This is a genomic window from Mucilaginibacter polytrichastri (assembly GCF_001911425.1).
GTDB lineage: Bacteria > Bacteroidota > Bacteroidia > Sphingobacteriales > Sphingobacteriaceae > Mucilaginibacter > Mucilaginibacter polytrichastri.
Genome location: NZ_MPPL01000001.1, coordinates 873250 through 897745, shown reverse-complemented (window position 1 = coordinate 897745; position 24496 = coordinate 873250). Strand labels below are relative to the sequence as shown.

Here is a 24496-nt window from a genome sequence, read left to right as displayed (position 1 = left end):
AAAAAAATGAGATCCAAACAGGCCGGAAAGTAAAATCAAGATTTCACGTTTCCTGCAAAGTTTTTAATTTTTAAAACTGTTAAGCGGTTTTAACTGGTTAATTGGTAATGCTAAATTGAACGATTTTTAAGAGATGCGTGAGGGGCAAACTCTGCAATTGAGCGGGGGTAATTCGGCAAAAATGACTCCAAATCTACAATACAGGCACAATACCTTTAAACCCGGCTGCTTTTATCGTTTTTCAAAACATCGCGGTTCATGGTTTGATCGTTGTGGAACGAGTTGCGGTATTTCTTAATATAATCAGACGGATTTAAGCCGAACAGCTTACTGAATTGCTCACGAAAGTGCTTAAGATCGTTAAGGCCTACCTTATAGGCAGCTTCGGCAACGGTACTGTCTGTAGTTAAAAATAATTCGGCTGCTTTCCTCAAGCGAATAAACCGGATAAAACCATTGGCCGACTGCCCCGATATAGATTTTATTTTACGGTAAACGTTAGAGTGACTCATGCCAATTTCTGTTGCCAGTATTTTGATACTAAAGTCGCGGTCGCTTAAATGGCGCTCTACAATGGCCAGGCACTTATCCAGAAACTCCTTATACTCCTGCGAGATTTTGAGGTTGTTTGATTTGAGGGTAATCTCATTGAAAAAATACCGCTGCAAATTGTTCCGGGTTTTAAGGATCCCCTTTACACGGGCTATCAATATTTCCTTTTCGAAAGGCTTACTAATGTAGTCGTCGGCCCCACCCTCAATCCCCTTGAGCTTAATTTCGGGCGATGTAATGGCAGTTAGTAATATAATAGGGATATGGCATAGGTTTGGGTCTTCCTTTATCCGGGTACATAATTCTATCCCGCTCATGCCCGGCATCATTACGTCACTGATAACAATATCGGGCATTAGTTCTATAACCATTTTCAAGCCAGATTCGCCATTATGGGCCTCGTAAACTATATAATCTGCAATAAATACCTGCTTTATATAATCGCTTATTTCCTTATTATCCTCAATAATAAGCATCGATTTAAAATCGGACGTTATTTCTGCCGCATCTGGTTGGTGTGTATTTACAATTAAGGGCTGGTCGGTTTCAGCTTCTTCCTCCATCAGTTCATTAAAAAAAACAGACCTTTTGGGTTTGTCTTCTATTACTGCCGTTGCTTTTAAATGCGACCTTCCTTTAAGCAATTCAAGCTTAAAAACAGTCCCTCTTCCGGCCTCGCTTTCATAGCTTACCTGGCCGCCGTGCTGTTCGGTATAACTCTTCACTAAAAACAAACCAATACCCAAGCCGCCTTTAGAAAGGCTGTTATGTTGATACTCCTGGTAATATTTATGATAAAGCTTATCGCCGGCAGCTTGCGATATCCCACATCCGCTATCGCGCACCTGTATATAAACCCGGTCTGCAGATTGCTCAACGCGCATCTGTACTTCGCCACCCGGTTCGGTAAATTTCACCGCGTTTGAGAGCAGGTTAAACAAAACGATCTCAATTTTTTCCCGGTCTGCTATCAGTTCTATTTCCGCTACGCCACAAATGTATTCGAATTTGAGTTTCTTACTGCCTGCCTGGTGCGAAAAGCATAAGAACACCTCCCTGCTCAAATCAACAATGTTAATCCTGGCCAGTTTCAGTTCATCTGCATCCGCATCTGCCTTTCTGAATAATAACAACTGATCTACCAAGCTCAATAACCGCCTGGCATTACGGTTTATAGTGTTAAGATTTTGCTGATCAACATCATTACCGCCCGTATACAAAATTTCTTTCAGCGGGTTAATAATCAAGGTTAAAGGCGTCCTAAACTCGTGCGAGATATTGGTAAAGAACGATAGTTTTTTTTCATGCAACTCTTTTTCCTTTTCGGTTTCAATATGGGCCAGCTTTACCTCATATTTTAACTTTGCCTGCCGGTTATTGTAAAATATATAACCGTACACCGCAACCCCAAATAAGAAAGCATACACAAGATAGGCCCACCATGTAAGATACCACGGAGGTGTTATCACAATAATCAGCGATTTACCCGCACTGTTCCATACCCCATCATTATTGGATGCTTTAACCCTAAACGTATATTTACCAGGGCTTAAGTTAGTATAAGTAGCTTTACGCTGCCCGCCAACATAGTTCCACCGTTTATCAAAACCCTCTAATTTGTAGGCATAGTTGTTTTTTTCGGTATGGGTATAATTAAGCGCTACATATTCAATAGAAAAAACACTTTGATTATAATTCAGTACTATTTCTTTTGCATTTTGGACAGGCAATTTAAGCGGACTGTTACTGCCCACTGTTACTGATTTATTAAAGATCTGGAAGTCTGAAAAATAAACCGGGGGTGCAACAATATTATAATTAATGGCCAGCGGATCAAAAGAAACCAGCCCCTTGGTGCCTCCAAGTAATATTTGATGGTTATTTACTTTGCATATCACAGCATTTGCAAACACCCCATCGCCCTCATCAAAATTCTTAACCTGCATGGTTACAGGGTTAAAGCAGGATACGCCGGTTTCTGTAACTATCCACAGGTTGCCCTTGCCATCCTCTACCATTTGCTTAAACACATTGCTGGCAAAGCCATTGCTTTTAGAATATACCTGAAACGAGTTTGAGCTTTTAATATACTTGTTTAAGCCATCCTGCGTGCAAACCCATATGTTTTGATGCGAATCCATAAAAACATCATGGATATCATTACTGCTGATGCTACCTGTTTTTTTATCATTAACCAGGTAACTGTAAAATCGCTTTTTTGACTGATCAAACCTGTTTAAGCCCCCACCCTCGGTACCTATCCATATGTTATTGCCGGCATCTTTTAATAAACAATATAAATGATTATTACTTAATGTGTACGGCTTGCCTTTCTGGTTAAAGTAATGGGTAAAAGTTTCGGTATTACGGTGATATATTTTCAACCCGGCATCGGTAGCCAGCCAATATTCACCAGGGCTCACCTCTAAAATATCACGGAAAACATCTTCATTAAAAAAACTCCCCAAACTGGAATGGTGGGCGTGATGGATAAACTTCCCAGTTTGATCATCATATTCATCAAATCCAAATTCTGTAAGGTCCCATAACTTGCCGTGAGTATCCAGGTACAGCTTATTTACAGAATTATTGCCGATACTTTGCGAATTATCTGAGTGTAGAAAAGTATTTGATGCCCCCTTATTTAATGGTACCACCATGAGGCCGTTATTGGTACCCAGCCAGGCAGCATTATGCCTGTACAGTATACTTTTAATCCATCGTTTTTCTGCTTGGAAAGGCAAGAATGTAAACTTATATTGTTGCCTGTCAATTTTGGTAAGCCCTTCCATAGAACAAATCCAGATAACTCCGTTTTCATCCTGAAACAAACCAGCCTGCTGAAAACTATTGAGGTTATTAATTTGCTGCCATTTGTTATTTACTGAATTAAACCAGTAAAAATTATCGCTACAGCCCAACAGCATTAAATGCCCGCCTAGGTTTAAAATCCGAAAAACACTACCGTTTTCATTGGACGGGGACGGGTACGCCGTAAATTTATTTGCCTTAACATCAAATTTAAACAGGCCTTTCCAATAAGTGCCCACCCAAATATTTCCGTCTTCGGCTAAACACAGGCTCCATACATCATTAGGATTTTTACCGTTAGCCAATTGAGGCTGCGCGAAGCTTACAAATTTTTTGGTGCCTTTATTAAACCTGTTAAGGCCCCCGCTCCAGTTACCCAGCCAGAGGTTATTGGCATGGTCTTCAATAATAGCATTAACAGATTTACCTTTTATAGCATCGGCATCTGCCGGGTTGGGCTGAAAAACTTCAAAGGTTTGATTTTTTTCAATAAACCGGTCAAAACCATCGTCTGTACCTATCCAGATGTTATTGTATTTATCAGCGAGCAGCGACCAGATCTTATTATTACTTAGCGAGCCGGGAACCTGATCCTGGTGATTAAACCGCCTGAATTTTTCGGTAAGCGGATCGAGCAGGTTAAGGCCATCAAGTGTGCCTACCCAAATACGTCCCTTTTTATCTTCGGTAATAACATTAATATAATTGCTGGTTAGGCTGGTGCTATCGCCTGGTATGTTTATAAAAGTTTTAAACCGGTACCCATCAAACCGGCACAGTCCATTTTGGGTGCCTACCCATAAAAATCCATTTCTGTCTTTAATTGCACTGGTAGTGCTTTTAGATGGCAGGCCGTTGTTAATGTTGTAGGTATTTATCGCATAATTCTTAAGGCTACCAAAATCATCATTGGCAGGTTTGCCATTTTGAGGATATCCTGCTTGCCCGGTTAATGTTAAAACCACAAACAAAATGATACTAAGAACCCTCATAGAAATGATTTATACTATTAAATATAGATATGTTACGGCTAACTGGTTTGGTAAATATATAAAATTGGGTTATTAATTATGTTAAAGAAAATATAAAAACAGCAAGGCAGCACATGTGCCGCCTTGCTGTGAGCCCTGATTAACGAAATTAAATTTTGTTATGAGCGCTTTTAATTAGTTTGATTATTAAACTTTTAAACCACCAAATATGCTGAACATCATAACCGACAACACAACCAGCGTAATTAAAATGTAAAGCCGGTCTTTCTCTACAATAAAACCAATCAGAGAGAAAAAGATCCGCAGTATTGGCGTTGCAATAAGTACAACCACGCCAAGCTGGATAATCCCTTTTGCCTGCATACCTATTGCCCCATACCAAATTTCCCGGCCGGTAGTAAATCCTGCCTTTTCGCCAATAAATTGCTGGTAATGTGGCAATGCCATACCGCCGGACTGTACCAGATACAAGATACCACCAGTAAGTACAATAAGGCTGGAAAGCACTACGCCAAACCTTAGCTGGAGACCGATAAACTGCTCGATATCATGATCGGCCAGGGGTTGTTTTGAATTTATATTTTTCATAACGTTTTGGTCAATTAAAATTTGTGATTGTAACCATTGTAAATCATCTCTACCGCTACAAATGCAATAGCTGTACAGAAAATGTATTTTAACACTTTGGCATCTATGCGTGGTAAAAGCTTTGAGCCGGTAAAGGCACCGCACAATACGCCCAGCACCACTGGGAAGGCAATACATGCATCCATATAACCCCTTTGCAGGTAAACCACCGCACTGGCGGCGGCTGTTACCCCTATCATAAAATTGCTGGTGGTTGTGCTTACTTTAAATGGGATGTGCATGGTAGAGTCCATAGCCAGTACTTTTAACGCGCCCGAACCTATGCCCAGCAAACCCGAAAAAATACCGGCAACCGTCATGATAGAAAAACCCGCACCAACGTTTTTCAGTTTGTAGCTTACTTCGCCATCTTTGGTAGGATAGCTGTTGTTTAACTTTAGTTTATTTGCAGCAGGGCTGCCTACCAGCAATGCTTCCTGATTCTTTTTACGCAACGTCATGGCTGCCGAAAACAGCAGGATACTACCAAACAAAATAGCAATGGTATTAGTAGGGGTGTATACGGCAATAAGCGCACCTACCACTGCCCCTACCGTGGTGGCAATTTCCAGAAACATGCCCAGCCTGATATTAGTGATCCCCTCCTTAACATAAGCGCTGGCAGCACCCGATGAATTGGCAATAGAGGCCAGCAACGCTGCACCAATAGCATAACGGATATCTACATGAAACACAAGTGTTAATAGTGGTATAATAACCACGCCGCCGCCCAAACCTGTAAGCGACCCCACTAAACCAGCCAAATAAGCACCGGCCAGTAATAATAAAGTGAATGTTAAAATAGTCATGATAATTAATAATTATTATTCAAAATATAGGTAATGATCTCTACCGCCTGCTTTTTTTTCCTGCCCTTGATGGCCATTAAAAGATCCTCGTGCAAATGGTGGCTCATGGCAAAATGATTAATGCCCTGCACTTCGCGTTGCGAAAAAAATGTGCGGATAGTTTGGGTGAAATTTTGATATAAAGCTGCCAGCACACCATTGCCACAAGCTTTGGCAATAGCCATGTGGAAAGCAATATCGGCATTGGCGCAGGCAGCACGGTCTTCCGTTAATATGGCTTGTTTCCTGTCGGCCAGATGTTTTTCCATTTCGGTAAGGTCATCAAGAGTATATAGTTCTGCGGCCAGTTTTACGATCTCTGCTTCCAGCAACCTGCGCACGCTATTGATCTCCTCAAAACTGGCGTTTTTCAATTGCTGTTCTATAGGTAACTCATCTGTTTGCTCATTAACATAAGTACCATCACCCTGCTTTACCTGCAATACACCGGCCATTGCCAAGCTCTTTATAGCTTCACGAATGGAAGAGCGGCCTACACTATATATATTCATAAGTTCCGGCTCGGCCGGGATCTTCTCCCCTGCCTGATACTTTTTTTGTTTGATGTCCAGCTTTATTTTGGCTGCAACCAGATCTGAAAGTTTTTCCCTATTCATAAGTTTGAATTAGCGATACAAACATACGATCTTTATTTAAACATCTGATGTTTAAATAAAATAAAATTATCTCTTTACAATAAAATTACTTTATGATTTACTTTATACAACAAAAGGCACCATTAACGGTGCCTTTTGTTGTATAAAGTAATATTAATCGTCTATCGCTTTCTAGTAGATAGTCGAATAGGAAATAGTTTATGATTTCGCCAGGTCAAACCTGTCCAGGTTCATTACCTTGTTCCAGACTGCTATAAAATCCTTCACAAACTGATCCTGCGCATCAGCGCTTGCATATACTTCGGCAACAGCACGTAACTCTGAGTTAGAGCCAAATACCAGATCGGCACGGGTGCCTGTCCATTTTACCTCGCCGGTAGCTCGGTTACTACCTTCGTAAATTTCTTTCTCGTTAGATTGCGCTTTCCAGGCAATGCCCATATCGAGCAGGTTTACAAAGAAATCGTTGGTAAGCACACCCGGGCGAGATGTAAATACGCCGTGTTTAGAACCATCAAAATTAGTGTTCAGTACACGCATACCACCCAGCAATACGGTTAACTCGGGCGCAGTAAGCGTAAGTAATTGCGCTTTATCTATCAGCAATTCTTCGGTTGATATCGGGAGTTTTGATTTACGGTAATTACGGAAACCATCGGCAGCAGGCTCCAGGTAACCAAATGATTCTACATCGGTTTGGCTTTGTGAAGCGTCTGCACGGCCCGGCGTAAAAGGCACCGTAACTGTTTGGCCTGCATCCCGGGCTGCTTTTTCAACAGCGGCGCAACCGGCCAGCACAATTAAATCTGCCAGCGAAACTTTTTTACCATCGGCCTGGGCTGCATTAAATTCGTTTTGGATACCCTCAAGCGTGTTCAACACGTTTTGCAGCAGCGCCGGGTTATTTACCTGCCAATACTTTTGTGGGGCCAGGTTAATGCGGGCACCATTGGCACCACCACGCTTATCAGAACCGCGGAAGGTTGAAGCAGATGCCCATGCTGTAGAAACCAGCTCGGATACGCTTAAACCAGATGCTAATATTTTCGCTTTAAGGCCTGCAACATCACCTTCATTTACAAGTGCGTGGTCAACTGCAGGTATAGGGTCTTGCCAAAGCAATTCTTCCTGCGGTACATCATTACCCAGGTAACGTTCGCGAGGGCCCATATCACGGTGCGTTAGTTTGTACCAGGCACGTGCAAAAGCGTCGGCAAATTCGTCCGGGTTTTCTAAAAAGCGTCTTGATACTTTTTCGTAAGCCGGGTCAACCCTTAAAGCAATGTCGCTGGTAAGCATCATCGGCAGGTGTTTTTTGGTATCGTCATACGCATCGGGGATAATTGCTTCTGCGTTTTTAGCTACCCATTGGTGTGCACCTGCGGGGCTTTTGGTAAGCTCCCACTCAAAGCCAAAAAGGTTTTCAAAAAAGTTATTGCTCCATTGGGTAGGCGTTTTGGTCCAGGTTACTTCCAAGCCGCTGGTAATGGTATCAGCACCTTTTCCAGAAGCATAGCTGTTACTCCAACCAAAGCCTTGTAATTCGATGTCCGAAGCTTCTGGCTCTTTACCTACATGGTCTGCAGATGCAGCACCGTGGGTTTTACCAAAGCTGTGGCCACCTGCTATCAGGGCAACAGTTTCCTCGTCATTCATGGCCATACGGCCAAATGTATCGCGGATATCTTTGGCAGACATCATAGGGTCAGGGTTACCATCAGGGCCTTCCGGGTTTACATAAATTAATCCCATTTGCACAGCTGCAAGCGGCTTTTCCAGGTTACGGGTATGGATATCGCCATCGGCATCATCGTCTGATACCAATACACCATGCCCCTCCTGCACGCCGGGCGAGCCATGTGCATAACGCAGGTCGCCACCCAGCCAGGTGGTTTCAGAACCCCAATAAACAGATTCGTCTGCTTCCCATACATCCGCACGCCCGCCGGCAAAGCCAAAGGTTTTAAAACCCATAGATTCCAGCGCGATGTTACCGGTAAGGATCATCAGATCGGCCCATGAAATTTTGCGGCCATATTTTTGTTTAATAGGCCAAAGCAATCTGCGTGCTTTATCAAGACTTACATTATCCGGCCAGCTGTTAAGCGGTGCAAAACGTTGCAGCCCGGCACCTGCACCACCACGCCCATCGTGTACACGATAGGTACCGGCACTGTGCCATGCCATACGTATAAACAGGCCACCATAGTGGCCAAAATCTGCCGGCCACCAGTCTTGCGAGTCGGTCATAAGGGCATGAAGGTCTTGTTTTACTGCTTCCATATCGAGGCTTTTAAAAGCTTCGGCATAATTAAAATCTTTATCCATTGGGTTTGATAAAGAAGATTGCTGGCGCAGGATATTCAACTTTAACTGGTTTGGCCACCAATCGTTATTACGGGTGCCGCCACCTGCAACATTGTGCTGCATGCTACCATTAAAAAATGGGCATTTACTGATGTCGTTTGATTCGTTTTCCATTATTTTTACAGGTTTATATTAGAATACTTAATGCGCTTATCGCTTATATATTGATATAAAATTACGTGATTAGGTTAAACAATCACAATCAATTAATTCTATATTCAATAGTTAAAACTTATTAAGTTGTGCAACTTCTGGTTTCGGCAAATATTTAACTAGCAACCAGGCTGCCCGGCACTGCATGTAATTCAGCTGTGCCTGTAAATGGATAGCTCACTGGTGTAAGCCCTAAATTGCCAGCAGCGTTAATAAAGATTTAAACACATTTGGTAATGTCCAAAATTAGACTGAAATTGCTTAGCGAGGTGTACATAAACAGCCATTTCATCAGCTCTGCACCCTAACCTATTATTAACGTAGTTTATAATACTTATTCCATTTTATATCACTTCTTAAATAGTACAACACTTTTAAACATGAAAAAAGTAACGGGCATTGGCGGAGTATTCTTTAAATGCGAAAACCCGCAAAATATGAACGAATGGTACGCTAAAAACCTTGGGTTGGTTACCAGTAATTATGGAACAACTTTTGAGTGGCGGCAGGCAGATGATCCGTCGAAAGAAGGTTCCACATCCTGGTGCACGTTTCCGCAGGATACCAAATATTTCAACCCTTCGGCCAAGCCATTTATGATTAATTACCGGGTAGAAAACCTCGTTGCGCTACTGGATGAACTAAAAAAGGACAACGTAATTATTGTTGATGAGATTGCAGAATACGACTATGGCAAGTTTGTGCATGTGCTCGATCCGGAAGGCAACATTATTGAACTTTGGGAACCGAAAGACGATGCAGAGCCGGATAATGCGGCTGGGTAAACTATACTTACCCATATGTGCTTGTTTAAAAATTGGATGCACAATTATTTTTTTCTAACTTAACGCATCTGTTAAGCCCATGCCGCAAAACGTTATAACCGGAAATAAATATTTACTGTTCATCGATACCGAAGCCTCGGGCCTGCCGTTGAACTGGTCGCTCCCCTATTCTGAAGAAGGGAACTGGCCGCAACCTATACAGGTTTCCTGGACTATTTATGACGACCAGCGAAAGGAGATCAAAAAAGAGAACCGCTATATCAGGAACGATCACTTTCACATTACCGAAGCCGCTATTGCGGTGCATCATTTAACTACAGACTTTTTATCAGCAAACGGGGAAAAGGACATCGATGTGCTGGATATACTAGCAAAAGACCTGGAAACCTATCAACCATTGGTTATCGGGCATTTTATCAAGCTGGATTATTATGTACTTGGCGCAGCCTTTTTTCGTGCCGGGCTGGCAAATCCGCTGGAGCATCTCCCCATTTTTTGTACTATGTTGGCATCCGGAAACCTGACCAATAACTATACCGGCAGGCAATTACACCTTGGCGAATTATATACCTTTCTTTTCTATCATGAATTGAATAACCAGCATAATGCCCTGGTAGATGCCGAAGCCACAGCAGCCTGCTTTTTTGAAATGAAAAGCCGCGGCGAACTAACTTCCGGTAATATTATTCAACAAAATAAAGCTGCTGATAAATGGCGTGACCCCACCCACAACAAACGAAACTACTTTTCACCCTTGCTCCTCCTTGCTTTGGTAAGTTCTTTAATTATTTATACGGCTTATTTATGAATGCCCATCTTGCTTACTTAAAAACCGTAAGCCCTTTTAATTTGCTGCCGGAAGAGCTTTTGACCGAAGTGGCAGAACATCTGCAGGATATTACCTACCACAAAGACAAACTGATTTACCAGCAGGAAATCACCAAGCTAAAAGGTGTAGATATTATTGTAAAAGGGCAATACGAGTCCTTTTTTTATGATAGCGCAAAAAACAAACGCCTGCCAGAGGTACATGAACCTGGCTTTTGTTACGGCGGTGTCTCGGTTTTACTCAATCAGCGGCAGTCGCTTCGCACTGTTATTGCCAAGAAAGGCACGTTGGTTTATTTTTTGCACAGAAAGCAGTTCAGGGAGCTTTGCAAGATTTCTGAACCGTTTTTTCAATATTTCGCGGCCGAGTTTGGCAAGAGGATGCAAAACGAAGAATTTGTGCATTTCTTTAAGCGCCCCGCACCAAACGAAGAAAATTATATTGCAGCAGAAGAGCTTTACACCCGGAGGATAGAAAGCATCGAATACCGTTCCATTGTGAAATGCCCGCAACAGACGCCCATATTTGAGGCGGCAAAATCTATGGCTATTAACAAAGTAAGCTGCCTCTTTGTAAGCGACGATACCGGGAAACTTATTGGCTATGTAACTGATATTACCCTGCGTGACCAGGTTATTGCTGCCCGGAAAGACCCCAACGATGCACTTGGCTCTGTAATGGACCGGGGCATTGTTAGCGTAGATGCAGAAGCCTTTGTTTACGAAGCTGCATTGATGATGTTTCGTACCAAAACCCGTTACCTCCTCATAAAAAAAGATAACCAGCCTATCGGCTTTTTAAGTCGCAACAAATTGTTAAGCGAGCAAGCACAATCGCCGCTCGTATTTATCCAGTCGGTTAAATCTGCCATCTCTGATGACGAGTTGAAACGAAAATGGGAATCTGTCCCTAAATTTGTTAACCAATTGCTGCAAAGGGGTGTTAACTCGCAAATAGCCAACCAGGTTATTACCACTATTGCCGATACCATTGCCCAAAAAGTGATAGAAAACGTAATAGAAGAACTGGGTAAGCCACCTGCTAAATTTGTATTTATGGTATTGGGCAGCGAAGGCCGCAAAGAGCAAACCTTTAAAACAGACCAGGACAATGCGATTATTTATGAGGATAAGGCCAATGAGCACCGCGAAGAAGTACGGGATTATTTCCTTCGCTTTGCCACTTCGGTGTCCGACAAACTAAACCATATCGGATTCAGCTTTTGTACCGGTGGTTTTATGGCCCAAAACCCCAAATGGACACATTCGCTCTCGCACTGGAAAAGAAACTACAAATACTGGATGGACGAATCTATCCCGGAAACGGTTATTAATTTCTCTACTTTTTTTGATTGCCGCTCTATTTATGGAGATACCTCTATTATGGACGAACTGCATGAGTTTCTGGACGAAGAACTGCAGCAGCCTATGACGAAACTCTTTTTTCATATGGCTAAAAATGCGCTTCAATATGAGCCGCCGCTTACGTTTTTCAAAAGTATCCGCACCTTTACCAAGGGCTCACTGGAGGTATTTGATATCAAGAAAGTGATGTCGCCAATTGTTGACCTGGTACGGGTGTATGCTTTAAAGAACAGGATCTTTGCAGTTAATACCGGCGAAAGACTAATTGCCCTGAAGCAAAAAGGGATTTTTACCGATGCCGAGTATCACGAACTTAGCCAATCGTATTATTTGCTAATGAATATGCGTCTAAAAAAACAGGCCAGCCAGATCATCTATGACCATGCCGAACCGGATAATTATATGGATGTTGATACACTAACTACTATAGAACGTGTAACGCTGAAAGAAATCTTTAACGTGATTAAAAGCTTCCAGACAAAAATAAGGCTGGAATTTACCAGTGGCCTGTTAAGTTAAACAATAAATTAAGAACATCAGATTGAGCGTGCCGCTATTTTATTTTCTTTCCTGCTACTGCTTTCATTTCTTGTCTTTCTATTAACAAGCCATATCAGTATTATAAATTTTCTGTACACACCGTAACCTAATTTACAATACTGCAGTTTTCTGTAATTGTAGAATTGCGTGTTGAAAAATATAACGCGTTATGAAATGTTTGGTAACCAGAAGTAAAGTCTTTTATCTTCCTTTCTGTAATTATCCCGGTATTGTTATCAACAATATAGCTACCCGTTGAATGTGTATTTAGTGCCTGATCGTTAATAGTTTTACTAAAAGCCATGGTTGTTGCTGTTTCAGAGCGGTTGAGCAGCCAAAACTCCGTCATTATCTCGCCGTTGGCAGTAAGCGTAGGAAATATCCATTTTTGCCCTACATTACTGCCCTTTAAGGATCGTATGTCTGATATTAATGGGAATTTCTTTCCTACTGATAACTCTTCCGGCTCGAAGCCTGTAAGGTTAAAACCGGTATCTGCATTAAGTATGGGATTATCTATGTTAACCGAAGTTATCATACCACTGCTGTCAACCTGAAATACGTAGGGCTTGCCAACGGTAGCAGCAATAGATGAAGCCAGTGTGCTACTTGAATCAACAGGCTTATTTGAATCAAAATAGAAATGATCTTTCCCAGAACTTATGGAGTCTGTTATTTTCGTTATTACAACAGTTATATTGAAATTGCCGTTTATACCAGCATCTACCTTATAACTTTTTGAAACGGTTGATAGTGAATTAACACTAACTGTAATTTGCCCATTCTGCAATTGAGCTGATGATTTAACAACAATTTCCTTTATATATGTCTTACCGCTTTCAAAGCGTAACCTTATTTTACTTTGCTGTGCGTTGGTTTTAAAACAAGCCAAACACATCAACCCTATGAAAATTGGCTTAAGCTGCGTTTTTATTAATCTTTTCATGCTATCTGATATGATTTGAGGACTTTTATTGAAGATTTATTATTATGGTTTCTATTCATCGGTTTTGGACTAATTATTAACCTACGAGCTGGTATCGAACGTACACGGACAATATCTGATATACCTAACTAAACGACGTTTAACATGCCTGTGTTTAACCGTTTTCGGTTTTAGGATGGCGTTTCTACTACTCATCGGTTTTAAAGGCTGATGTTGGCCTGCCTTATGCTGGCTGATACGCGTACTTGCTAAAATCTTTCTTTTGGGCCGCATATTGGCAGATTTGCGAACAGCTATCGGAACGCGGCAGCAGCAACAACAGCAGCAGCTGGGATGCACCATTTGTGCCTCTTTTGCATTTTCTTGAAGGTGGTTTTCTTGCAGTTGAACAACACGAGTGCTGTTTTCACTCTCCAGATAGGTCTGCCTTGTCAAATCAGCAGGGATGCTTAAGGGCTCAACTGGGGGGATTGGAGGCAAAACTGCAAATGATGCTTGCAGTTTAATAAAATTAAACCCGGGCGCGGTTTGGGAGGTGGCTTGCTGGGTAGCTTTAAAGTCGGAATTATTAATCGCGATTGGGGCTGGCACATGCCAATCAGAATGTGTGCTTTGTGCATCAGCCAGTTTTGCACTAATTAGCATAAGGGATAAAAATGTGATAGGATTTCTCATAGATGTTGTAAATATTAATTAAACCGATTGCTGCAATTACAATATGTTAAATACCTATTTTGCGGCTGATCTTTTTACTGATAAAGGATACCCGATCATGAATACCATACTTGCATGATCGCCCGAGTATTTAGTTAAATTATCTGCTCCAACGGAAAATGAAAGGGAATTTCTAAACGGCCTTACGCCGGCAGATATACCAAGGTTGGTGCCATACCATTCCGTATTAATATTTACGTTCCGAATGATTTCGTATGAAATATTAGCGAAAACAGCAGTCGCGTATTTTCCTTTACCTCTTCTTATATCGGCCGGGCTATTGTATAAAAAGCGGCCACTGCCAATGCCAAGGCTATAGGCTAATGCCGAGGCTCCGGGTGTTTTAGATGGTGCCCACTGCACGGCGTGGCTAAAAACTAGGTAGAAGGTTGTTCCTTTTGTATCACTTTGTTTCGAATTGGTGAACAATTGAAAGGTACCAATGGCAACGCTGTTTCCTCTTGGTAACTGCCGGCTGATATTTAAGTTTGTTGAGAAATCTCGAAATTCATGAACATCGGTCATGTTTAACCCTATGGCTACATTGACGGCCTTTACCGGGTCTCCGAAAGACAAACCGCCGAATGCAACCAGGTCAGTTTTGTTTTTTGTATATAACTCCGGATAAACGCCACCCAGGCCGCCGTATACATAGGTGCCGCTACCACCAAACCCGGTTGGAGACATGATACTCAGTGGGGCGTAGTTGCTATAAAGTACAACCTTCCCATCCGGCGGAACTCCTCTTTTTAACAGAGAGTCAATTTTGTTGGACATTGCATGCTCAAAATTATTTTGGGCATTAACAGTATCCGTAGTCAAACAAAAAAACAAGAAGATGGAGGCTATAATATATTTCGATAGTTTAAGATGCTTACTGATCGGAGCAATACTTTCCGGGATTGCTCTTAAATAATTTGTATTAGTACAATAATAATTGGGAGATAGAGCGCCTGATGTGTTACCTATAGTTGGTTTGTTAATCATTAATTAGTTTATTAATCATAGGGATTAGGGTGATGTGGTGGCAAAAGTATTCCCTGTGGCGATCAAATAAACTACGTAAAAGGGGTAAATATGTACTATTTTCAGAAGTTAGGACAACTTCCGCGGCGGTTTTGAACGGTAAAACAACTTACTTTATTTTTGGTTAAATAAAGCTAATTATGAGTAATAAAATTAACTAGCGGACATCGGGTTTATGCGATTCCACTTTATTAAAAACAATACATTATCGCACAAACATAAGGGTCAACCTGGCTAGAAAATCGTATTGGAAAACGCGGAGATTTAACCAACCGTGCTATCAGCTTCCTGTTTTAAGGAATTGATATAATCCGTCGGGTTCAAACCTGTGCTTTTTTTAAAAGCAGAAAAAAAAGTACTTCGCGACGAAAAGCCAGCCTCCAGGGCTAAACTTTCTAATGTTAATACTTTGAAATCCCCATGCACCACTAATTTCTTAAAATAGGCAATCCGGTAGGTATTAATATAATCAGTAAAACGCTGATTGTAATGCTGATTAATTACTTGTGAAAGCGTACGCGATGGTAATTTAAGATCAACCGCAAGCTCATTAATACTGAGGCCCTGCTTACGGAATATTTCAGATCTTGTGATATAGCCTTCTATCTGCCGGCTATATTCGTCGAGTTGTTCCTGGCTAAATTCGGCGCCCCTATCCATAACCAATAACTGGTTATCAAGACCTGGCCCATGTGGAGAAACATCCTTATGAATATTATCATCATGATCATCAAGGTTGTATTCCACCTGGTATGTAAGCGGGCTGCCATACAAAATAGTGGGCGTAAACAGCAACACAAGGCTAAAAAGAAAGAACAAAAGACTCTCCCAAACCATAGGCGTTTTTGTTGTACCAATAAAATTGAATTGAAGGGAAAGGTTACTGCAAGCAATTACTGTTAATATTGATACGCCAATATTAATAACAGCCTGAAATAATACGAAACCCACTAACCAATTGGTTATTTTTTTTGGGTTTAGCTGTTTTTTTAAAGCTAAGGTGCCGGGCCTAAAAGCTAATAGATAAACCAGCCGGCATTGCAAAACCTGATAAACCAGGCTTTGCAATGGTCGGCAGATAAAGTACCATATAGGCGGAATTAAACCTGTTTTATAATAGTACACATAATTGACATTTTGAGTTATGGCATTTACCGCTTTTATCTTTTCTGCACTGCCTGCGAAATAGAATGGCAACATCGCTAACAGACAGACCATATTGGGAATAAAATGCAGATAGTCCTGTTTTTTAAGCCTGGATTCCCGATAAATAGTCCCTCTTACATAAAGATAAGCAAGTGGCGGGATTAATGGATATAGTGGTATGCCATAACCATACCACCAGGGGATCAGCTTCATCATTCCACTTACAATTAATATGTAGTTAACTGTAGATAAACCAACAGTTACCAAAACCCCACCCAGCAATTTACTTAAATACGCTTCGGGCTGGGGTTTGCGAAAAAAAAACAAAATAACGCCGGTTAAGATAAAGCATAGTGCACCGCCAATAATAAATAAGCTATTGAAATCTACCATCTAATTCCCCTTAAAAATATCCGGTACATTAAAAATAACATTCTGAAATCGCAAGGTATTCCATAAGGCAGGAATGAATGTTTGCTGTTACCACTTATTATTAAATTGACAAAGTTAGGCACCGGATAAACGGCCAAAGTATATATGATACTAGCTGCCTGATATGATTTGTTACGTTTTCTCCGCAATTTACCCCTAATCTTTAAATTTCCAAAACCTATGGTTGTACCATCGAAGGCTTGACTTTTTAAAGACGAATCTTAAAAACGGATAATCTATTGAAGCTGAAGACATAGTAGAACCTCTTTAAAACTAAATTCAGCTAAATTTTTTTGTAAAAAACTTACTGGTACTTTTGAAATATGCCAAAACGTGAACTTTTTATATCTCCCAATTGATCAAAAACTTGCAGAATGAGTTTTTCGTGGATGATGTTTTCGATCCTGGCACAGTTCTTCACTTTACCAATTATACAATCATATCCGTCAAAGTATCATAGCTATTGCTACAAGGTATATTTCGGTGGCATATAACCGCTTTAACTATCATTCCAAAAACTTCTTTGTAAACAAATTATTATTTATACCGCCCATCTTCCATATTTAAATTCCATTTACCCTGGTTTCAGACTAATATCCAATGCTATACAAACTATCCTTAGTGAAATACAGAAACCGCAGTCCTTTTAGTCACTATATTCAATAAAAACACGGAAATATTCTATATTTGCGGCCTAATGCTCTCGTAGTTCAATGGATAGAATTATGGTTTCCGGTACCATCGATATGAGTTCGAATCTCGTCGAGAGCACAAAAGCGAGACAAAGGCAATTTTAAGTCGTTTGTCTCGCTTTTTTTATATCTCAACTTCCTGTAATCAAGTATATAATATTCAAAGATTTGCTGATATCAATAGTTCGAAATTTCAAATTTTTTAATGTGATTTTTTGAGGGTTTCAACACACAGCACTTTTATTTTTCGTTTTTAAACAGCTTTTAAGTGCTTTCTAAATTGGAGCATACCATGTCAAATTTTTATTTTCAGATACTTCTACAGCGTTAATATATACTTAAATTTAACTTAACACCATTCGCGTTATTTTGTCCCCTATAAAATAAGGCTGTGAAACAATATTCAGATGCTCAACTTTTACTGGAACTACAAAGCGGCGATCATCGGGCATTCAAAGAAATTTATGAGCGATATGCCGATAAGCTAATCGCTTTCGCCCTTAAAAAAACGCAAAATGAGGATGAGGCGACAGATATGGTGCAGGAGTTGTTTCTTTCTGTCTGGAAAAACCGGTATACCATCCAGGTAAACGGAGCGCTGGAAGCTTACCTCATGGTATCTGTTAACTATATGGCTTTTAAGTGGTATAAAAAGCAAAGCAAAAAGCCACTTTCCTTAACCGATTTTACAGAGCTGCCGCAGGTTACCGAAGATAGTACCGCCCAAAAGCTATCTTTTACCGAACTAAGTTTCTTAATAAACCAGGAAATTGCCGATATGCCGGAGAAAATGCGGCAGGTATACTTATGCAGCCGCGAGCAGGATATGAACGGGCAGCAAATAGCAACAGAACTGGGCATCTCTCATCAAACCGTACGTAACCAGATAAGCAGCGCCCTTGCGCGCCTTAAAAAAATAGTTAATCAGTATAATAACGTTATCCCACTCAACAACGTTCGCGAATTTTTAATGCTGCTAATTTTTTTAAATCTCTTATAGTACAAACCTCGCCCGGCTGTCACTTAGTAAGTATAAAAGCTTTTAGGTGAAAGAAAAGAAACTCAAAAAACTACTTGATAAATTTAACGCAGGCAAATGCTCTGAGGAAGAACTGGCATTACTGCAAACCCTAATGAATGACCTTGAGCAAGATCGGCAGATTTTGCCATCTGTAAAAGGGTTAAAGCAATCGTTGTGGCAACAAATAGAAAGCCAAACGATTAACCAACCGCCCGTAAGAAAATTAAATACTACCTGGATAAAAGTGGCGGCGGTGCTCCTGATCACCCTTTTTGCGGGCATATTTGGCGCCCGGTTGTTTACGGTTCCAAAAATGGTAAATGCCATAGCCTATCAGGTTATCACTGCCCCCAAAGGTTGTATGAAAAAGGTTTTATTGCCCGATAATACATTGCTACAGTTAAACGCCGGTAGTTCTATCCTTTGCCCGGTTAAATTCAGCGAAACCAAAAGAGAAGTAACCTTGCTTAGTGGCGAAGCCTTTTTTAACGTTAAGCATGATGTTACCAAACCTTTCCTGGTACATGCGGGCAGTGTTACTACCCAGGTACTGGGCACCTCATTTAATATTAAATTTTATAAAGAATTACCTAACATACAGGTGTTTGTAAATAGTGGCAAGGTTGAAGTGCATGATCATAAACATACTTTAGGTATGTACACGCCACAACAGCAGCTAACCTACAACAGGCAAACCCAAAAATTTTCGAAACAAACTATCACCGGTGATCATGCGCTTAGCTGGATGCATGATGACTTGATACTGGATGATGTAGAATTTAAAGAAGTGGCGGTTTACCTGCAAAACAGGTACAACGTAAGCTTTAATTGCACGGGCAAAAAGCATAAACAACCGCACTATTCGGTCAGGTTTTCAAACAAGCTAACCATTAACCAGGTGCTGGAAATACTACAGCTTATTGATGGCCGCAAATACAGGCTAAACGGCGATACGGTAAATATTAAATAGCAAATATAAAAGAGAAACCAATGCCTGCTACTAACAAGCACTGGCTCATTAAGTGTAACTGCCAAATTAAAAGCAAACCGGCGGTTACTAATCACTTCAAAAACAAATGTATGGAAAAATCTTTAACCCAGATTTCAAGAAAGTTAGCGAACGCAATTTTATTGTTCTTAACAATTTTTGCAACTATGATGCCACAAAAGGCACAGGCCGAGCGAAAATTATCATTAATGGACCAGCCGGTAACCGTAAAATTTGCCGACGAGACGATGGATGCTTCGCTCGAAAAACTAAAAAAGGCGATGACCTCCGTAGCCTTTAACTACAAACTGGATGATGTTACATCAGTAAAAGTAAAGGCCGGAAATTTTGTAGGCAAGCCACTAAAGGATGTACTGAACGCGTTAACCAACAATACCCTGTTGGAATATCGCGAAAAGTATAACACCATTATTATTTCACGTAAAAAAGTAGTGCCTGCACCTGCTAAAATTGTGGTTACGGGTACCGTGTCTGATAAAGACGGGCCGCTGGCAGGCGTTACTATCCGCAGCAAAACAACACAGGTTGGCACCACAACAGATGTTAACGGCGATTTTAAATTGTTGGCAGAACAGGGTGAGGTATTGGTTTTTTCCTTTGTTGGCTATAAAACCCAGGAAGTTGCTGCCGCTCATCCGCCGCTCAATATAACTTTAAGCGCCGATGTAACAGGCCTATCTGCCGTTGTGGTAATTGGTTATGGTACACAAAAAAAATCAGATGTAACGGGTGCTGTCGGTTCGTTAAAAGTATCAAACGTTAAAGATCGTTCTGTAGGTTCTGTTACCGAAATGCTGCAGGGACAAATAGCCGGTGTTACTGTTTTAAATGAAGGTGGGGATCCAACCTCGGGCCCTAGCATCAGGTTACGCGGCCAGAGCTCTTTTAATAACGAAGGCCCTTTAACCGTAGTTGATGGAACAATTTACAATGGCGGCCCCATTGATCCTAATGATATTGAATCAATAGACGTACTTAAAGACTCTTATGCCGCTATTTACGGTGCCAAGGCTGCGGGTGGTGTAATTTTAATAACTACCAAACGTGGTAAACAAGGTAAAACAAATGTTGACATTTCGGTTAAAGGTGGACAGCAAAACGCGCTGAAAATACTACAGGCGCTAAATGCAGCTGAGTATGCCGACGCTATTAATACAGCTTACGACAATGCAGGCAAAACCCGCCTCCCGGCTTTTGATGCTACCATAAATCCAGATTCGCGCATTACCAGAACCAATTGGACCGATGCCCTGTTCAGAAGCGGCAAAATCCAGGATTATAACCTTAACATCAGCGGTGGTAATGATAAATCAACATTTTATGTATCGGGTGGTTATCGTAAAAACGACGCTATCCTGTTAAATACAGATGCTGTACGTTACAACTTTAGGGTAAACTCCGATCATCAGATCAAAGACTGGTTAAAAATGGGCGAGAGTATGTCTTTCTCCTATAACAATGGCCAGGGTGCCAATACAACAAGTGCTTACACTGGTGCAATTTTATCGGGCATCTTTTATCCGCCTAATGCTTCTATTTACAATGCCGATGGCAGTTTTGGTGGTGTACCTTCCCAATACGCCGGCTCATACGGTGATGTTATAAACCCGGTGGCCTATTTAAAACGATTGGATAACAGCGATGCGGTTACCAGCTTTTCCATAAACCCTTACATAGAAGTAAGTTTGTTTAAAGGTTTAAAATTCCGTTCAAACCTGGGGATCACTAAAAACCTGGAGACCATCAAGAACTTTAGCACCAGGGTATTGGAGCCCGGTAAAAAGTTTTTTGATAACTTCCTTTTCCAGGAACAAAATAACTCAAGAACTTTACTTGCCGAGCAAACACTAAACTTTGACAGAACATTTGGTCGCGATCATCACATTACCGCATTGGCTGGTTATACTTACCAGGACGATACCCAGGAGTTTTTTAGTGTAAACACCGATAACTACCTGAGCGAAGATCCTGCATACCGTTACATCATTAACGGTACCTTAAATCCTACAGGTGTACCGTTGCAAGGCAACAAAAATGAATCGGCGCTGATATCTTATTTGGGCAGGGTTGGTTACGATTACCAGGGCAAATATTTCATTAATGGCATTATCCGCCGCGATGCTACCTCGTTATTAAGCAGCCAAAACCGTACAGAAACTTACCCTGGCGTATCTGCCGGCTGGTTGATCAGTAAGGAATCGTTTTTTTCACAAAATGGCCTGGTATCTTTTGCAAAGTTAAGGGCAAGTTACGGCCAATCTGGTAACCTGGCAGGTTTGCCAAATTTCCCAACATCGGTATCTTTAACCAAAACAGCTGGTTATTTAGGCAGCCCGGCTACAGCAATTACCGGTTCGGCTATTGATGGGTTGGCAAATCAAAACCTACGCTGGGAAAAAGCCACGCAAACAGATATAGGTTTCGACCTCGGTTTGTTAAAAGGTGCGCTTAATGTAACCGGCGATGTATTTATGAAAAAAAATACGCGCTTTTTGTTTCAGCCTCCTGTAGCAGCAGTTTATGGTGTATCAACTGCACCGTTTGTAAATGGCGGCGAAATCCAGAACAAGGGTATCGAACTTGCTGTTAAATACCAGGGTAATGCAGGCCTGCTGCATTATAATTTTGCAGTAAACGGCTCATTCATAAAAAACAAGATCCTGGATATTTTACCAGGCCAGCAAACAATTTTATCAACCCCAACGGTGAGGGATAACCTTGTGCCTGTTCAGTTACAACAGGGCTACCCGCTGTACTCTTTCTTCGGTTACAAAACCGCCGGTTTGTTCCAAACTCAGGATGAGGTAAATAACTATAAAAATGCGTCTGGTGCGCTTATCCAGCCTAACGCCAAACCGGGCGATATTAAATTTCTTGATTTGAATAATGATGGAAAACTAAATGATGCCGATAAAACCTACCTGGGTACGCCTTTCCCTAAATTTAATTACGGCTTTACAGCCAACTTTAGCTACAGCAACTTTGATCTGAGCATATTTTTACAAGGCATAGCCGGCAATAAAATCTTTAACGCAGTTAAATACACCGGCTTAAACGCGTCTGTCCAAAACTACAATCTGTTGGCCGATGCTAAAAACGCATGGACACCTACACATACCAATACTAATATTCCAAGACTTTCGGCAAGTGACAATAATGGCAATTTTGGTAACGTATCTGATTTTTATGTGGAAAATGGTTCTTATATGCGCATTAAAAACGTAACCCTTGGTTATACTTTGCCTAAAACGTTGCTTAATAAAATTGGAGTACGTACCGCAAGGGTATTTGCCAACGCGCAAAACCTGGCCACATTTACCAAATATTCGGGCCTTGATCCGGAAGTTGGGATTAACCAAAACGGTGTAGACTTAGGTTTATACCCGCAATCAAGGATCATTTTAATAGGTGTTAACGTAGGCTTATAATACAAACGCAATCAGAATTTAAGAAGACAATGAAGATGAAATTTAAAAATATAGTTAAAGGCTTACTGGGTGTAATAGTTATTATACTTGCGCAAAGCTGCAATAAAAGCACATTAGATAATATTAAACCTACCGGCACACCAACCAGTACCAATTTTTGGAAAACAGCTGCTGATGCCCAGGCGGCGGCTAATGGGTTATATGAAAAACAAAGTAACAGCGAAGACCTGTATGGCCGTGGTTTCTTTTGGTTTATAAACGCCAGCGACGATATGGTGGTTGGCCGTACATCTGCCGATAGGGAAAATATAAAAAACTTTATTTGTACCGGTAACGAAAGTAGTATTTACGCGCCATGGTCGTTACATTTTGTGGTAATGAAACGGGCAAACGATGTGATAGCCAACGTTCCCGCTATCAACATGGATCAATCTGCCAAAAATTTCATATTAGGCCAGGCCTATTTTGTACATGCGGTGATGCACCTGGAAATTGCCGATCTGTATGGAAGTGACAAACAAGGTGCCCCTTTGCAAAGCCGTACCAACCCGCTGGCCTTCCCCGCGCAACTGGCATCGGTTAAAGATAACTATGCTTACATAGAGGCCGATCTGAAAAAGGCGGCTTCATTATTACCTTATTTTGATCAGCTTGCGGCAACCGATAAAGGCCGCGCGCACAAAACCGCTGCCTGGGCATACCTGGCCAAAACTTACCTGCATGCCAAGGATTATGTAAATGCCGAAAAGTATGCCGACTCCGTTATTTTGAGTGGTAAACATGCGTTACTAAGTAACTATGCCGGTGTGTTTAAAATTGCCAATAACTACAGCTCAGAATACATTTGGTCTGTTGCCAGTAACTTAAATGGACAAAGTATTTTACCGGGAGCTATGCTTGAAAACAAAGGCTGGGGCTTATACAACGGTTTTGGTTATTACCAGCCTACTAAAGAGTTGGTGGACGAGTTTGAAGCCGGTGATCAAAGGCTGGCGGCAACTATCCTTAAAAAGGGAGATACATTCCAATACTTTGGCCAAACTTATACTTACCCAATTGGCGGCAAAAGCAATAGCTTAACCGGCTACCAGTTTAATAAATACATGGAGCCGTTTAGCTATGCAGGTGGCATTCACATTAGTCCTAATGGCGATGAGCCGTCAACCGATTTAAACGTTCCATTATTGCGTTATGCCGAGATCCTGCTGATCAAGGCCGAGGCGCAGATCATGCAGGGTAAAAATGGCGATGCCGCTTTAAACCAGGTACGGGTAAGGGCAGGTTTGGCACCCAAATCGGGCGCTACCATGGCCGACCTGAAACACGAACGCCGTGTGGAACTGGCCGGTGAGTGGAGCGATCGTAACTTCGACCTGGTACGCTGGGGCGATGCACAGGCAACTTACGCTAAACCACTGCACGGTTCAGATGGTTCGGTTGTATGGAAAGCGCGTAACTTCGATCCGGCAAGGGATAACGTTTGGCCAATTCCGCCAAAAGATATCCAGATTAGCCAGGGGCAACTAAAACAAAACGCTGGCTGGTAAATTAAATTCACTCCTTTAAAACCGGGCAATGCCCGGTTTTAATTTTGAAA

Annotated in this window: 16 protein-coding genes and 1 tRNA gene; 8 read left to right on the top strand and 9 right to left on the bottom strand. The window is 41.4% G+C overall.

Features of this window, described 5'->3' with window-relative positions:
* Window positions 1–215 precede the first annotated feature (215 nt).
* From RG47T_RS04095 to katG, 5 genes are all read right to left on the bottom strand, one after another.
* The gene (locus RG47T_RS04095) at window positions 216–4355 is read right to left on the bottom strand and encodes a hybrid sensor histidine kinase/response regulator transcription factor (protein WP_074488250.1); all 4140 of its coding nucleotides are present in this window, start codon (window positions 4353–4355) and stop codon (window positions 216–218) included.
* A gap of 186 nt (window positions 4356–4541) precedes the next feature.
* Entirely contained in the window at window positions 4542–4943 is a 402-nt protein-coding gene (locus tag RG47T_RS04090) for a DUF1634 domain-containing protein (protein ID WP_074488249.1), read from the bottom strand.
* Window positions 4944–4957: 14 nt separating this feature from the next.
* Entirely contained in the window at window positions 4958–5791 is an 834-nt protein-coding gene (locus RG47T_RS04085) for a sulfite exporter TauE/SafE family protein (protein ID WP_074488248.1), read from the bottom strand.
* A gap of 5 nt (window positions 5792–5796) precedes the next feature.
* Window positions 5797–6447, bottom strand: a complete 651-nt coding sequence (locus tag RG47T_RS04080; protein ID WP_074488247.1) for a FadR/GntR family transcriptional regulator — start codon at window positions 6445–6447, stop codon at window positions 5797–5799.
* Between the two features lie 198 nt (window positions 6448–6645).
* Complete coding sequence (gene katG, locus RG47T_RS04075; RefSeq protein WP_074488246.1) at window positions 6646–8928, bottom strand: catalase/peroxidase HPI; 2283 nt, start codon at window positions 8926–8928, stop codon at window positions 6646–6648.
* Between the two features lie 419 nt (window positions 8929–9347).
* Between katG and RG47T_RS04070 the strand changes: the two genes are divergently transcribed.
* The 3 genes from RG47T_RS04070 to RG47T_RS04060 all read left to right on the top strand — a co-directional run bounded on the left by RG47T_RS04070 (window position 9348) and on the right by RG47T_RS04060 (window position 12464).
* Window positions 9348–9752 (top strand): VOC family protein, encoded by a 405-nt coding sequence (locus RG47T_RS04070; RefSeq protein ID WP_074488245.1) that lies wholly within the window; start codon window positions 9348–9350, stop codon window positions 9750–9752.
* Between the two features lie 79 nt (window positions 9753–9831).
* Window positions 9832–10560, top strand: a complete 729-nt coding sequence (locus tag RG47T_RS04065; RefSeq protein WP_074488244.1) for a 3'-5' exonuclease — start codon at window positions 9832–9834, stop codon at window positions 10558–10560.
* Entirely contained in the window at window positions 10557–12464 is a 1908-nt protein-coding gene (locus tag RG47T_RS04060) for a DUF294 nucleotidyltransferase-like domain-containing protein (protein WP_074488243.1), read from the top strand. The genes RG47T_RS04065 and RG47T_RS04060 overlap by 4 nt, the downstream gene beginning before the upstream one ends.
* Window positions 12465–12591: 127 nt before the next feature.
* On the opposite strand, the gene RG47T_RS04055 is transcribed toward RG47T_RS04060, so the two are convergent.
* The 4 genes from RG47T_RS04055 to RG47T_RS04040 all read right to left on the bottom strand — a co-directional run bounded on the left by RG47T_RS04055 (window position 12592) and on the right by RG47T_RS04040 (window position 16710).
* Window positions 12592–13431 (bottom strand): hypothetical protein, encoded by an 840-nt coding sequence (locus RG47T_RS04055; RefSeq protein WP_139235614.1) that lies wholly within the window; start codon window positions 13429–13431, stop codon window positions 12592–12594.
* Window positions 13432–13512: 81 nt separating this feature from the next.
* The gene (locus RG47T_RS04050; protein WP_139235615.1) at window positions 13513–14106 is read right to left on the bottom strand and encodes a hypothetical protein; all 594 of its coding nucleotides are present in this window, start codon (window positions 14104–14106) and stop codon (window positions 13513–13515) included.
* 54 nt (window positions 14107–14160) lie between these two features.
* Window positions 14161–14922 carry a hypothetical protein gene (locus RG47T_RS04045; protein WP_139235616.1) on the bottom strand — a complete coding sequence of 254 codons (762 nt, stop codon included), beginning with the start codon at window positions 14920–14922 and terminating at the stop codon, window positions 14161–14163.
* A gap of 513 nt (window positions 14923–15435) precedes the next feature.
* The gene (locus RG47T_RS04040) at window positions 15436–16710 is read right to left on the bottom strand and encodes a helix-turn-helix domain-containing protein (RefSeq protein ID WP_074488239.1); all 1275 of its coding nucleotides are present in this window, start codon (window positions 16708–16710) and stop codon (window positions 15436–15438) included.
* Between the two features lie 738 nt (window positions 16711–17448).
* Between RG47T_RS04040 and RG47T_RS04035 the strand changes: the two genes are divergently transcribed.
* The 5 genes from RG47T_RS04035 (at window position 17449) to RG47T_RS04015 (ending at window position 24446) form a co-directional block, all read left to right on the top strand.
* Window positions 17449–17520, top strand: a tRNA-Arg gene (locus tag RG47T_RS04035).
* 312 nt (window positions 17521–17832) lie between these two features.
* On the top strand, window positions 17833–18441 hold the full coding sequence (locus RG47T_RS04030; RefSeq protein WP_074488238.1) for an RNA polymerase sigma factor: 609 nt from the start codon (window positions 17833–17835) through the stop codon (window positions 18439–18441).
* A gap of 46 nt (window positions 18442–18487) precedes the next feature.
* Window positions 18488–19432, top strand: coding sequence for a FecR family protein (locus RG47T_RS04025; RefSeq protein ID WP_074488237.1), 945 nt, complete (start codon window positions 18488–18490; stop codon window positions 19430–19432).
* A 185-nt stretch (window positions 19433–19617) separates the two neighbouring features.
* On the top strand, window positions 19618–22899 hold the full coding sequence (locus RG47T_RS04020) for a SusC/RagA family TonB-linked outer membrane protein (RefSeq protein ID WP_171972468.1): 3282 nt from the start codon (window positions 19618–19620) through the stop codon (window positions 22897–22899).
* 29 nt (window positions 22900–22928) lie between these two features.
* Complete coding sequence (locus RG47T_RS04015; protein ID WP_253187490.1) at window positions 22929–24446, top strand: RagB/SusD family nutrient uptake outer membrane protein; 1518 nt, start codon at window positions 22929–22931, stop codon at window positions 24444–24446.
* The last annotated feature ends 50 nt before the right edge of the window (window positions 24447–24496 follow it).